10 protein-coding genes and 2 pseudogenes are annotated in these 13,382 nt (G+C 74.7%); 7 read left to right on the top strand and 5 right to left on the bottom strand.

Features of this window, described 5'->3' with window-relative positions:
• The first annotated feature begins 293 nt into the window (after window positions 1-293).
• Window positions 294-1,583, top strand: a complete 1,290-nt coding sequence (locus tag FYW95_RS27075) for an MFS transporter (RefSeq protein WP_160050995.1) — start codon at window positions 294-296, stop codon at window positions 1,581-1,583.
• A gap of 27 nt (window positions 1,584-1,610) precedes the next feature.
• Here the strand turns inward: FYW95_RS27075 and FYW95_RS27070 are convergent, their stop codons facing one another.
• The gene (locus FYW95_RS27070) at window positions 1,611-2,948 is read right to left on the bottom strand and encodes a phytase (protein ID WP_236572346.1); all 1,338 of its coding nucleotides are present in this window, start codon (window positions 2,946-2,948) and stop codon (window positions 1,611-1,613) included.
• Window positions 2,949-3,167: 219 nt separating this feature from the next.
• Between FYW95_RS27070 and FYW95_RS27065 the strand changes: the two are divergent.
• From FYW95_RS27065 to FYW95_RS27050, 5 genes and pseudogenes are all read left to right on the top strand, one after another.
• Window positions 3,168-3,488: pseudogene (locus tag FYW95_RS27065) on the top strand (SgcJ/EcaC family oxidoreductase); the annotation flags it as partial.
• Between the two features lie 122 nt (window positions 3,489-3,610).
• Window positions 3,611-3,688: pseudogene (locus FYW95_RS29040) on the top strand (VOC family protein); the annotation flags it as partial.
• Between the two features lie 88 nt (window positions 3,689-3,776).
• Window positions 3,777-3,998, top strand: a complete 222-nt coding sequence (locus FYW95_RS28565) for a VOC family protein (protein ID WP_370462344.1) — start codon at window positions 3,777-3,779, stop codon at window positions 3,996-3,998.
• 90 nt (window positions 3,999-4,088) lie between these two features.
• Window positions 4,089-6,947 (top strand): helix-turn-helix transcriptional regulator, encoded by a 2,859-nt coding sequence (locus FYW95_RS28765; RefSeq protein WP_159940265.1) that lies wholly within the window; start codon window positions 4,089-4,091, stop codon window positions 6,945-6,947.
• Window positions 6,948-7,048: 101 nt separating this feature from the next.
• Window positions 7,049-7,888: a class I SAM-dependent methyltransferase gene (locus FYW95_RS27050; RefSeq protein ID WP_159940263.1), complete on the top strand. Its 840-nt coding sequence runs from the start codon at window positions 7,049-7,051 to the stop codon at window positions 7,886-7,888.
• A 258-nt stretch (window positions 7,889-8,146) separates the two neighbouring features.
• Here FYW95_RS27050 and FYW95_RS27045 read toward each other — a convergent pair whose 3' ends face one another.
• From FYW95_RS27045 to FYW95_RS27030, 4 genes are all read right to left on the bottom strand, one after another.
• On the bottom strand, window positions 8,147-9,316 hold the full coding sequence (locus tag FYW95_RS27045) for a PP2C family protein-serine/threonine phosphatase (protein WP_159940261.1): 1,170 nt from the start codon (window positions 9,314-9,316) through the stop codon (window positions 8,147-8,149).
• Between the two features lie 213 nt (window positions 9,317-9,529).
• Window positions 9,530-10,648 (bottom strand): hypothetical protein, encoded by a 1,119-nt coding sequence (locus FYW95_RS27040; RefSeq protein WP_236567591.1) that lies wholly within the window; start codon window positions 10,646-10,648, stop codon window positions 9,530-9,532.
• A gap of 122 nt (window positions 10,649-10,770) precedes the next feature.
• Window positions 10,771-11,412 carry a DsbA family oxidoreductase gene (locus FYW95_RS27035; RefSeq protein ID WP_159940277.1) on the bottom strand — a complete coding sequence of 214 codons (642 nt, stop codon included), beginning with the start codon at window positions 11,410-11,412 and terminating at the stop codon, window positions 10,771-10,773.
• 341 nt (window positions 11,413-11,753) lie between these two features.
• A complete protein-coding gene (locus FYW95_RS27030; RefSeq protein ID WP_305081015.1) occupies window positions 11,754-11,996 on the bottom strand; it encodes an ArsR/SmtB family transcription factor in 243 nt (80 codons plus the stop codon).
• 491 nt (window positions 11,997-12,487) lie between these two features.
• On the opposite strand from FYW95_RS27030, the gene FYW95_RS27025 reads away from it, so the two are divergent.
• Complete coding sequence (locus FYW95_RS27025; RefSeq protein ID WP_159940259.1) at window positions 12,488-13,228, top strand: PIG-L deacetylase family protein; 741 nt, start codon at window positions 12,488-12,490, stop codon at window positions 13,226-13,228.
• Window positions 13,229-13,382: the final 154 nt, after the last annotated feature.

The raw sequence follows: 13,382 nt of genomic DNA, 5'->3' as shown, positions 1-13,382 counted from the left end.
TGGCGCGCATGATGAGCATGTACTTCATGGTGGTCTCCCTGGGTGTGGTGGGCCCCGGGTGCGGGGCCGCTTCTCACTCCTAGGTCGAACGGGCGCGGGCGGGGATCGACACGGCCGCCGAACTTTTTTCCGGGGCGCCGACAGCGTAGGGCACCCGCCTTCCGGGGGTCCACAACGACCAGACCCCCGCGACACCACACCACCGGGCGGAGGAGGGCCGGGGGAAGAGACGACGCCGCCGGAGCAGCGGCGGAACGATCATCGCGCGGCCCCTGTCCGAGCCGTGCGCTACCGTGCCCGCCCAGACCACCGGCAGACCCCGCGGCACGGAGGCCCCCCTGACAGCGCGCGAGCACCACGCACCCTCCCGGCTCTACTGGACCTGGCTGGCCGGAACCGGGGTGTCGGCACTCGGCACCCAGACCCTGGTCTTCGGCCTGGTGTGGCACGCGGCCCTGCTCAGCCCCGGCACGGCCGCCGCCGTGCTCTCGGCACAGGTCGCCCCCCGCGTCCTGCTGACCCTGCACGGGGGAGCGCTGAGCGACCGCATCGGCGCCCTGCCCGTCATCACGGCAACCCACCTCGCCCTGTGCCCGATGGCCCTCGCGGGCGCCTGGGCCATGTCCCTGACCGACCCCGGACCGGCCCTCATGGTCGTGACCGCGCTGGCCTTGGGCACGGTCGACGCGCTCCACCTCCCGGCCTCGGCCTCGGTCCCCCAACTCCTGGTCCCCGCCGCCGCCATGGGCCGCGCCATGGCGGCCCGGCAGATCGTCCTCCAGGGCACCGCGCTGTGCGGGCCTCCCCTGGGCGGCGCCGCGCTCACCCTCGCCGGGCTGCCCGCCACCTACGCGATCGGAGCCCTGGCCTACCTGGTGATGCTCGCCGTGCTGCTCCGGGTGCGCTCCCGGGCACGGCGCACACCCTCCGCCGACACCGCCCCGGGGCCGCACCACCGGGTCGGGCGCGGGCTGGCGATCGTGTTCGGTGCGCCGGTGCTCCGCGCGGTGGTGCTGCTCACCGGGGCCTTCGCCGTGTTCGTCATCCCCTTCTCCTCACTCCTGGTACCGGTGGTCTGCGCCGCACGAGGATGGGACGCGGTGACCACGGGGACGGCGGCGGGCGCCTTCGGCGTCGGTATGGCCTGCGTGAGCGCGGTGGTCCTGTGGCGCGGCACCGCCCCCCGCGCCGGTCTGGCCGCCGCCCTGGGCATGCTCACCGCCGGGGCGGGGATCGCGGCCGCCGCGGCCGCCCCGGGGCCCACGGCCTTCTGCCTGCTGTCCCTGGCCGCCGGTCTGGGCACCGGCGCCTTCTCCACCCACGTCGCCGCGCTGTTCATGACCGGCTGCCCCCCGGACGCGGTCGGCCGCGCCCAGTCGGTGGTGGCCCTCGCCCAGTGGCTACCGCTGCTGTGGGCCAACCCGCTCATCGGCGTGCTCGCGCGGACCCTCCCGGTGACCGTCCTGCTGGTCCTGTGGGGGACCGGGGCGGGCGCGGCCGCGGTAGCGGCCCTGTGCGCGCGCCCCTTCCGCACGGCGGCGCTGCCCCGCCCCACCCCCCGCCCCGGCAGGAGGGGCGGCTGACACCCCGCCCGGGTGCGAACCGGGACCCTACCGGCGCGGGTGCCAGCCCTCGGTGTCCACGGCCAGCCCGGGCTCGAAGACGGCGGCGATGTCCTCCCACCGGGTGAACTTGACGTTGGTCTGCTCGCGGACCTCCCCGTCCTCACCGACCGCGTCCGGCTGGTTCTCACCGTCCTGGGAGACGAACAGCCCGCCGCGGAAACGCCCCACGGGCACGTTCAGCACCTCGATGCCGTCGGTGTGGCTGACCATGTCCCCGCGCGAACCGACCCGGAAGGAGCCCAGGGGAGCGTTGCCGGTGCCCGGGTCGCGGTCGTAGACCACGAAGGTGTCACTGCCCTGGCTGGAGGCGATCAGGTACCCCTCCCCGTCGGAGGCCCGGTAGAGCGCGAGCCCCTCCACGTCGGCGCTGAGCAGGGAACCGCCGAACCCGGGGTCCTCGCCCTGGACGCAGTCGTCGGCCCCGGCGTCGTAACGGGCGGGAACACCGAACTCCGCGACGGTGTCCACCAGCTCCGGGGCCGCCGACAGGTCCGCCGGCATCCGCAGCACCCCCACCTGCTCATAGCCCACGTACAGCAGACCGCGCTCGGCGTCCACCACCAGGCCCTCGGCCACGGGCAGCTCACCCGGGTCCACGCACGGCTCCCACACCGACCCGTCCGGCAGCGGGAAGGAGGTGGGCAGGTCCGCCTGGGCCACGTGCTCGTAACCGACCGCCCCGCCACGGGCGACGAGCCTGAGCAGGGCCAGCCTGGCGCCGTCGCTCCTGCTCACCACCGCGTAGACGTCCTCACCGTCGGACCAGGTGGTCAGACCGTAGGCGGTGAAGGCCTCGTTCACCTCGGCCTGGTCGGCGGAGAAGACGAACGGCGCCCCCTCGGCGTCGGTGACGTCGGTCAGCGGCGCCCGACCCCGGGCCGCCGCCCGGGCGTCGACCGCGTAGACGCGCACCTGGTCGCGGCCCCGGTCCGAGACCACCGCCAGGTCCACCCGGCGCCCGCCCAGCTCGAAACCGTAGACGACGTCGACGTTGTTCAACCGCCCGACCGCGTCCCCCGGCCCCGGCGCCGGGGGAGCCGCGACGTGCTGCACCTCGCGTCCGCCCAGGTCGTGGACGTAGAGGCCGCCCTCCTTGGCGGTGGTGATGACCAGGCTCGCCGCGTCCCGGCGGGGGTGCACCCAGATCGCCGGGTCATCGGCGTCGGCGTCGTTGTCGTCGTTGAACACCGGCGGCGTCTCCACCCGGTACCGCACCACCGGCACCTCCTCGGCGTGGGCCGGGACCGCGCCCAGCACCGTCGCACCCAACGCCACCGCCATCGCGCCCGCACCGCTCATCCACGTCCCGCCACGCTCCGCCACACGCACTCCTCAGGGTCCCTGGCGAACGGGGAGCTCCTCCCCGCCACGCAGTAAGGGACCACCGGGCCCCCAAGCCCGGGTGACGCAGGCCCGTCCGGGCGGCCACGCCCGCGTGAACGCTCCCGCGCCCGCTGGTCACCGGCGGGCGACCGCAGGGTGATCGCGGCCACACGGCACCGCATTGACCTCAACTATGGTTGAGGCGACAGGCTGGCGGTCATGGAAACCACACTCACCCCCGCCCACGCCGACCCCGCCGACGTCGCGGCGATCACCCGGGTCGTGGCCGACCTCGAACGCGCCCAGAGGACCCGAAGCCCCGAGGCGTTCCTGGCCCTGTTCCGCGCCGACGCCATCTGGACCACCGGCGGCGGCCGGCTGCTGGTCGGCCGCGACGCCATAGGCGAGTTCACCCGCGGTGTCCTCCCCGACGCCTCCACCGCCACCTACGAGCCGGTCCACATCCTCTTCCTGCGCCCCGACGTGGCCGCCGTCAAGGTACGCCAGAGCTACCGCACACCCTCCGAAGGCGACCCCGCCCCCACCCCGAGGGCAGTCCGACCTACGTCATGGCCAGGGAGGAGGGGGACTGGCCGCTGGCCGCCTGCCAGAACACCGTGGTCGCCGACCACTGAGCGAGGACCGCCCCTAGGCTGGCACCCATGCGCCTGGACCTGGTCACCGTCACCGTCGAGGACTACGACCCCGCGATCGACTTCTTCGTCAACGCCCTGGGCTTCACCCTCGCCGAGGACCCGCCCTCCCTGACCAACGACGGCCGCCCCAAACGGTGGGTCGTGGTGCGCCCCGCCCGACGGGGCCACGGGCCTGCTCCTGGCCCGCGCCGACGGCGACCACCAGACCGCCGCGGTCGGCGCGCAGGCCGCGGGGCGCGTCGGGTTCTTCCTGCGCGTGGACGACTTCGACGCCGCCCACGCCAGGATGAGCGCCGCCGGAGTCCGCTTCCTCACCCCGCCGCGCACCGAACCCTACGGCCGCGTCGCGGTCTTCCTCGACATCGCGGGCAACCGCTGGGACCTACTCGGCTGAACACCGCGCACACCCCCCGCGCCCCCAGGACGCGAACACGTCACGCAGACCCCCTTTTCCGTCGCCCTGCGTCGCTATACCGTCGGGTGGGTGTGTCCTCCCCCGCTCGTCGGCCGTGACAAGCAACGGCACCAGCTGCGCACCGCGGCCCGCCCCGGCGCCCTCGTCCTGCTGACCGGAGCCGCCGGAACGGGCAAGACCCGCCTGGTCCACGAACTCGACCCAGGCCCCGACCTGCCCGTCCTGACCGGACACTGCCCGCCCCGCACCCCGCCCTTCCCCCTGGCGCCCGTGGTGGAGGCCCTGCGCACCGCCACCCTGCCCGAACACCTCACCCCCCTGTGCGGCGCCCTGCACCCCCTCCTGCCCGAACACGCCTCCCACCTGCCCCCGCCGCCCCCGCCCGCCACCACACCCGCCGCCCAGGACCACCGCCTGCACCGGGCCCTGGCCGAACTCCTGGACGCCCTGGGCCCCGCCCTGCTCGTCCTGGAGGACCTGCACTGGGCCGACCCCCACACCCGCGACCTGCTCACCTACCTGACCCCGCGCCTGCCCCCGCACCTGGGCCTGGTCCTGACCTACCGCCCCGAGGAACTCCCCGCCGACTTCCCCGTGGCGGCCCTGGCCACCCGCACACCCCCCACCACTTCCCACCACCACCTCACCCTGCCCCCGCTCACCCCCGAACACCTACGCGCCCTGGCCCACCACATCCTCGCCCCCGCCACACTCACCGACACCCAGATCCACCACCTGCACACCTGGACCGCGGGCCTGCCCCTGGCCGCCGTGGAAACCCTGCACCACCTGACCGCCGCCCCCGGCCCACTACCAACCGAAGAACCCCCCGTCCCCCCGACCCTGCGCGACTGGCTCCTGGAACGCCTGCACCGCCTGGACCGCGACACCCGACGCCTGGTCCGCGCCGCCGCCGTCCTGAACCACCCCAGCACCGAAACCGACCTGGCCCGCGTAGCGGACCTGACCATCCCACGCGCCGACAAGGCCCTCTCCCGCGCCCTGCGCCTGGGCCTGCTGCGCACCGCCTCCCCGGCCGCCCTGGCCCCGGCCACACCCCTGCTGGCCCGCGTCTGCCACGACGCCCTGCCCCACGGAACCCGCCGCCGCCTGCACCGCGCCGCCCTGGCCGCCCTGGCCCAGGACCCCGACCCTCCCCACGCCCGCCTGGCCCACCACGCCCGCGAGTGCGCCCGCCTGCGGGAGTGGACCGACCACGCAGAACACGCCGCCGACCAGGCCCTGGCCCAAGGCGAGGACACCACCGCCGTCACCCTGCTCCGCGACGCCCTGACCCGCCCCGACCTGCCCGCCCGCCGCCGCGCCGACCTGGCCCTCAAACTCGGCCGCGCCGCCCTGACCGGCATCTCCGCCGAACACACCATCACCCTGCTGCGTGACGTCCTGGCCGCCCCCGGGCTCACCACCCCCGAACGCGGCCAACTCCGCATGGAACTGGGCCTGCTCCTGCTCAACCAGGCCGCCCAGGGGCGCACCGCCCGCGGCGAACTCGTCCGCGCCGCCGCCGAACTCGCCACCCGCCCCGGCCTGGCCGCCCGCGCCATGTGCGCCCTGGCCGTCCCCCGCAGCACCCCCGACGCCGTCGACACCCACCGCCGCTGGATCGACCAGGCCGTGGCCGCCGCCCGCCGCAGCCAGGACGAGGCCGTGGGCCACAGCGTCGCCGTCAACCGGGCCACCCTGCTCGCCCAGATCGGCGACCCCGCCGCCTGGGAGGCGGACCTGCCCGACCCCGGCGCCGCCCACCCCCACCCCACACCACGGATCCTCGCCCGACGCCGCGAGTTCGCCCGCGCCTCCCTCAACCTCGCCGACGCCGCCGTCATGCTGGGCCACTACGACCGCGCCGACCACCACCTGGCCCAGACCACCCGCTGGTACCCCGCCGCGGAGGCCCCCTACTTCCACGAGAGCGCCCAGGCCCTCCGGCTGATGCTGGACTGGGCGCGCGGCCACTGGGCGGCCCTGGCCCAGGAGACCGAACGCCACCTGGACGCACCCCACCTGGCCCACCTGCACTCGGTCACCGCCGAACTCACCCTGGTCCGGGCCGCCCTGGCCCTGGCCCAGGGGGAGGCCGCCACCGCCCACACCCACCTGTCCCGCTTCACCCCCCGCCCACCGGACCGGCCCCCCGGCCCCGACTACACCGTGCCGGTACGCGCCTTCGCCGCCGGACTCCTGGCCCGCCTGGCCCTGGCCCGCGACGACGCCGACCAGGCCTGGTCCCACGTGGAGGAACTGGTGTCCCTGGTCGCCAGCAAGGGCATCTGGGTCTGGGCCACCGACCTGGTCCCCGGCGTCGGGGCCCTGCCCCGGACCGGACGCGGCGACCTCGCCCAGGACCTGTGCACCCGCATGCGCGCGGGCCTGCGCGGCACCAGCGCCCCGGCCGCCGACGCCGCCCTGCTGCGCCTGGAAGCGACCCTGGCCCACCACCGCGGCGACCACACCCGCGCCCTGGACCTGTACACCGACGCCCGGGACGCCTACCAGGCCATGCCCCGCCCCTACGACGCCGCCCAGGTCCGCGAGGAGGCCGCCCGCACCCGCCTGTCCCAGGGCGGCGGCCGCCACCGGGAACAGGGAGTGGCCGCCCTGCGCGCCGCCCTGGAGGAGTACACCCTGATCGGCGCCGCCTGGGACGCCGCACGCGTACGCCGCACCCTGCGCGCCCACGGCGTCCCCGCCGCCCCCGCCGCACCCGCACGCCGCGACGGCCGCCTCTCCCCCCGGGAGGGGGAGATCGCCGCCCTGGCAGCCCAGGGGCACACCAACCGCCAGATCGCCGACCTGCTCCACCTGTCCCCGCGCACCGTGGAGACCCACGTGGCCAACGCCCTGGCCAAACTCGGCCTCCACTCGCGCCGCGACCTGTCCGCGCCCCACACCCCCGCCCCCACCTGAGGCGGCGAAAATCCGGTGGACTCGGCGCCGTCCGGCCGGGAGGATGCCCGCGCCCGCACCCGGCCCTTCTCCCGATCCGCGTCCGCGAGGTGGCGCCACCCATGAGCGAGTACGACCAGGCCATCGCCGACAACCGCGCCAACTGGGACCAGCGCGCCGACGTGCACGCGCGCTCCCGCATGTACGACGTCGAGGGACTGCTCACCGACCCCTCGGCCCTGTCCCCGGTCGTACGCCGGGACCTGGAGGTCCTGGCCCCCCACCTGCCCGGGGGTACGGTCGCGGGCAGGTCACTGCTGCACCTGCAGTGCCACATCGGCACCGACACCGTGTGCTGGGCCCGCCTGGGCGCCGCGGACGTCCACGGCCTGGACCTGTCACCCCGATCCCTGGACCACGCCCGCCGCATCGCCCGCGCCGACGGCGCCGACATCACCTGGGTCCGGGGGGACGCCCGCAACGCCTCCCGGTTCATCGACCGCCGCTTCGAGGTCGTGGTCACCAGCACCGGCACCATCGTGTGGCTGCCCGAACTGCGCTCCTGGGCCCGTTCCGTCCATGACCTGCTGGAACCGGGCGGGGTGTTCATGGTCCGCGACGACCACCCCCTCCTGGGCGCCCTGGACTTCGCCCCCTGGCGGATCAGCGACGACTACCTCGGCGGCGGGGGAGCGCGCACCCACGACGAGGCCCTCACCTACACCGACGGACCCGCGGACACCATCACCGCCACCGTCAACCACCAGTGGCGCCACGACCTGGCCGAGGTGGTCGGCTCGCTGCTGGAAGCCGGTCTGGTGGTGCGGGCCCTGGGGGAGCACCCCCACATGGACTGGCCCGCCTTCCCCGAACTCGTCCACGGCCCCCGGGGCTGGCACCTGCCCGAGGGAGCCCCACGCATCCCGCTGACCTTCTCGGTGGTGGCCCAACGCCCCGTCTGAGCCGCCCCACACGGAGCGGGGCCGACCTGCGTAGCCCCGGCCCCGCCCGCGGACTACGTAGCGACTACGTATTGCCTCGCCGCCCGGGGCACCCCATCATGGCTTGCGGGTGACCACCCCGGGGTGGGAACCAGGGGAACCATCCCCTCCCACGGCACCGGCCTCCTCCCCACCGCCGCACCCACCAGTCCCTCTCCCCACCCCCACCCCCCGGTGGCCCCTCCCGAGGGAGGGGCCACCGTCACCCGCCGCACGGCCTCACCCGTGCCACTCACAGAACAGCACGGTGGCGTCGTCACCGAACTGCCCGTGGTGGTACTCCAACACCGCGTGCACCAGACGACGCAACGTCTCGGGGACCGGCATGTTGTCGGCCTGGTGGCGGATGACGAAGTCCACGAACCGGTCCACCCCGAACTCGCGCCCCTGGGAGTCACGGGCCTCGATGATGCCGTCGGTGTACAACAGCAGACGGTCACCCGGCTGCAGCTGCTCCCGGCACACCGTCACCGGCAACCCCAGATCCATCCCCAACGGGTGGGAGGGCTCGCACTCCAGATCACGCACCTGACCGCCCCGGATCAGCACCGGCGGCAGGTGACCGCAGTTGACCCAGTCCAACTCCCCGGTGGCCATGTTCAGCTCCGCCAGGATCGCGGTGGCGAAACGGGTGCGCACGAACTCCGCGATCAGCGTGGACTCCACCCCCCGGGAGATCTCCGCCAACGGCGTGCCCCGGCGCCGCTCGTTGCGGAACGCACCCACCGCCAGGTTCGCGATCAGACCCGCCGCGGTGTCGTGCCCCATCGCGTCGAACATCGCCAGATGCGCGGTCTCCCCGGCCAGGGCGTAGTCGAAGGCGTCCCCGGCGTTGTCATAGGCCGGCTCGGTGGCCGCCGAGATCGTCACCCGCGAGTCGGCGAAGGTCCCCGGCGGCATCAGCGTCCACTGCATCTCCGCCGACACCGACATCGGACTGACCCTGACCAACCGGGCGTAGGCGTCACTGTTGGAACGCTTGGCGATCATCAGCAACGCCACCATCGAGGCCAGATCACGCATGGCCGAGCGGTCCGGATCACCCGCGTAGGCCACGTGCAGCACACCCAGGCGCTCGGCGCCCTCCAGCACGGGCACCCAGTACCGCTCCTGGCCCTGCACCCGCACCGCCACACCCGTGACATAGGCCTGCCCGGCCAGCGAGTCGTCCACCATGAGGTCCTCACCGCCCTCGTGGGCGTCCACCCCCCGGCCGGTCACCTCCCGCAGCACCTGCTGCTGGTGGTCGGCCAGGTAGACACGCGCCTGGGACAGGCCGGCGGCCTCGGCCTTCTTGGCGATCAGGGAGGGCAGCTCCTCGAAGGTGGCCAGGTGACCGGCCCGTACCAGGGAGACCATCAACTCGTTGGACGCGTTCTGCACCGGCATGGCAGCACCCCGGAATCTGGCGCGGTAGGCGTTCTGTGTGCCGGACCCCTACCCGCCCCCTCACCTCGTGACCAGAAACCCCATCGTCGCACGCCCGCGCGCGGACCGGAACCGGTGCGCGCGCTCCCGCACGTTTCCCTGAACAGCGGATACCCGGTCTCCCTCCCTCCCAAAGCCCCGCCGCGCCCGGGCGCCCGGGCGCGGCGGGGGACCTCACCCCCGCACGGGCAGGTCACCGGGCGCGGCCTCGGGCAGGCCGCGCCCGCACACCCCGCACCCGGCCCGCCGGCGCACCGCGTAGGCGGCCACCGCCACCCCCAGCGCCGCACCCCACACCGCCATGGACGCGAACGCCGCCGCGTGCACCGGATCGGTGGTCAGCAACGACGCCGGACCCCGCACCAGCTCGCCCACCGCGCTGCGACCCATCGCGACCAGCGCCACCGCCACCAGCGCCGCGGGCACCACCGCCAACCCCACCGGGACCCTGCGCCCGCGCAACCCCGCCATCCACCACGGAAAACGCACACCCCACCGCTGCACCAGCCCCAGCATCAACACCACACCCACCAGCGCGGCCGCCCCCAGACTGACCCCGGTGAGCACCATGTCCTCCCGCGCGGCCAGGGCCGCGAACTCCTCAGCGTCCATCCCCACCGGCACACCGAAGATCCACGGCAGGCGCAGCGCCGGGTAGAACAGGGCGCACACACACGCCAGGGCCACCGCCAGGCGCCCCACCCGCAGCGCCCGCACCCGCACGGCGCGCTCACGGTCGGCGTCCCACCCCGGGCCCCGCCCGCACCGGGCACAGCCGCCACGGGCCGCACGGCGCCAGGACAGGCCCGCCACCGCCCACACCGCCACCCCCGCGGTGAAGAACAGGGTGCTCAGGTGCAGGGGGGTGAGGGTCGCCGCCACCCAGGCCGGGCCCACCTCGGGCTGGAACCACACCAGGACCGGCAGGATCATCGCATACCCCAACCAGGCCAGCAGCTGACCGTTGACGAAGACCACCAGCACCACGGCGGCCAGCACCCAGGCCACCGCCCCGACCAGGCGGCCCCCGCCGCGCCCGCCCAGCGCGACCACGGCGCACACCGCACCCGTCACCCCCACGGCCAGGGCCGCCGCGGACGCCGCGACCGTCCCCGGAACGAGGAAGACCCCGAACCCGGCGGCGTCCTCAGCCCCCACCGGGACCAGTCCGCCCCACCACCCCAGCCCCAGGGCCACGGCCAGGGCCGACCAGGCCAGGACCGCCCAGGACACCCGCAGGGCGGGCGCGGGCTCCAACGGAGGCGGTGTGCTCAACGGCGATGCGGCGGACATGGCGGCTCCCTGTGTTCCCCGACGGACGCGACACCCCACACTCGCGCGCACCGCCCCCGCCCGGCCTCACCACCCGGGGGGAGGCGCCTCCCCCCGCCGGGGGAGACCGCCGTCCGCGGCCCTCACCCCCGCGCCCCCTGGTGGGCCTTCTCCAACGCCGACACCAGCACCTCCACCGGCTGGGCGCCCGAGAGCCCGAAGGAGCGGTCCAGCACGAAGAAGGGCACCCCGCTCACCCCCAGCTGCTGGGCGGTGGCCATGTCCTCGCGCACGTCCTGGGCGTAACCGTCCCCCTCCAGCACCGCGCGCACCTGCCCGGCCTCCAGCCCCGCCCCCACGGCCACCTCCACCACGGCCTCGGCCCGGCTCAGGTCCCGGGCCTCCACCAGCTGGGCACGCAGGAACGCCTCGTGCGCCCGCCCTCCCAGACCGCGCTCGCCCGCCAGGCGCAGCACACGGTGCACGTCGAAGGTGTTGATCATGACCCCGTTCGCGAAGTCGTACTCCAACCCCTCCTGGGCGGCCACCCGCATCACCTGTTCGGTCATGGCGCGCACCTGCTCCCGGGTCGCGCCCATCTTGCGCGCCAGCGCGTCGTAGACCGGCTGGCTGCGCCCCTGCGGAAAGGCCGGGTCGAGCTGGAAACCGCGCCAGAGCACCCGCACCCCCTCGGCGTGCCCGAACCGCTCCAGGGCCCTCTCCAGACGGCGCTTGCCGATGTAACACCACGGGCAGACGACGTCGAACCACACCTCGACCTGCACGAGCCAACCCCCACTCACCACTGCGCCGGTCGGCGGGCACACCCGCACCCCTGCCCGGGAACGCTCCCAACCGCAGGCCGCGCAAGGGGGCCCACCACCCGCTTTTGGTACGCCTCCCGCCACACTAACCGCCGCCCGCCCGCCCTCACCGGGCCACCAGGGGAGGCGACGACCACATCCGCCCCTGGGGGCGGGCGCGCCGCCACCCTGTCCGGGCAAGACCCGCCCGCCACGGTCCGCGCCGCGCACCGCCTCCGCGCAGGGGAGCTGGCCGGCGCCCCGGGCGGGAGGCCGTTGACCGCCTGCGGCCACCGGCCTGGACGCCGGACCCCCCCGTCGGCCTAGTCGTCGAGCATGCGCCGCATGTCGTTCAGCGCGGTCGGCGCCGCCCGGTAGTAGACCCAGGTGCCCCGGCGCTCGGAGATCAGCAGCCCGGCCTCGCGCAGCTTCCTCAGGTGGTGGGAGACGGTGGGTTGGGAAACGCCGACATCGGAGATGTCGCAGACGCACGCCTCGCCGCTGGGGTGTGCGGCGATGCGGGAGAACAGTCGCAGCCGCACCGGATCCGACAGCGCCTTGAACATGGCCGCCATCCGACGCGAATCGGCTTCGGAGAGGGGGGCCGAAGCCAGTGGTGGACAGCATGCGCCGGTCTGGCCCTCGACGACCGGGAGGACCCGCGCCTCATTATTCGACATACTTCTATATTGACAGATGTCGATATGTACGTCCAGAGTGGACATCGACAAACGTCGAAACAGCGGCTTGCCGCTGGTCGGCGATCCTCTCCATGAAAGGCGTCCACCCATGAGCGAGCCGACCACCTCCGCGCCATCCTGCTGCGGCCCGCAGTCCGCGGCACCTCCCGCCCCGACCGCGCCCGCCCCCTCCCCGTGCTGCGGCACCAGTTCCGCAGCGGCCGAGGCCGGTGCCTGCTGCGACCCCGCCGCGAAGGAAGAAGCCCAGGTCTCCGGCGCCGTCTGCTGCTGACCGTCACGGACGGCCCCGCCCGCCCGCCGCATCCGCACCCCGGCGGGCGGGGCCCGCACCGATCCCCACCGAAAGGAAAGACACCGTGACCCCAGCACCAGCCGGCCAAGACGACTTCCAACCGTTCCCCGACGACTGGGAGACGGCCCTGGCCATCGTCGCCCACCCCGACGACCTGGAGTACGGGGCGGCCGGAGCGATCGCGTCATGGACCGCCGCCGGAAAGAAAGTCGCCTACCTCCTCGCGACAAGAGGCGAAGCCGGTATCGCGTCCATGGCACCGGAGAAGGCCGCGGGACTGCGTGAAGCCGAACAAATCGCCAGCGCAGCGATCGTCGGCGTCACCTCGGTCGAGTTCCTCGACCACCCAGACGGACTGGTCGAGTACGGCCCGCCGCTGCGCCGGGACTTCGCCGCCGCCATCCGCAGGCACCGCCCCGACCTCGTGGTCACCTTCAACCACCATGAGACCTGGCCCGGGCCGCGCTGGAACACACCGGACCACCGCAACGTCGGCCGCGCCGCCCTGGACGCCGTCGCCGACGCCGGGAACCGGCACCTGCACACCGATCTCAGTTCCGCCCCGTGGGCGGGAGTGCGCTACGCAGCCGTCGCGGGCTCGCCGTTCGCCACCCACGCCGTCGACATCACCGGCGCACTCGACACCGCCATAGCCTCGCTCGAGGCACACCGGGCCTATCTCGACGGACTCGGACCCGGCAACTGGATGGCCGACGCCCGCGGACTCCTCACCGCCATGGCGCAGACCGCGGGCCAGCGCTACGGCGGCCGACCGGCCACAGCCTTCGAAGTCATCCTCTGCTGAGCCCGCCACCGCCCGGTACTCCGACGCACGGGCTGCTCGTCAGCCGCCGGTGAGGCCGCCGCACCACCGCGGGGCCGGGGGGCCCCCCGGGGGGGGGGCCCCCCCCCCGGGGGGGGGCCCCCCGCCCCCCCCCCCCCCCCCCCCCCCCCCCCCC

Source organism: Nocardiopsis sp. FR4, assembly GCF_009830945.1.
In the GTDB taxonomy this organism is placed as follows: domain Bacteria; phylum Actinomycetota; class Actinomycetes; order Streptosporangiales; family Streptosporangiaceae; genus Nocardiopsis.
The sequence above is the reverse complement of the archived record's forward strand: the minus strand, read 5'-3'. Positions and strand labels throughout refer to the sequence as shown.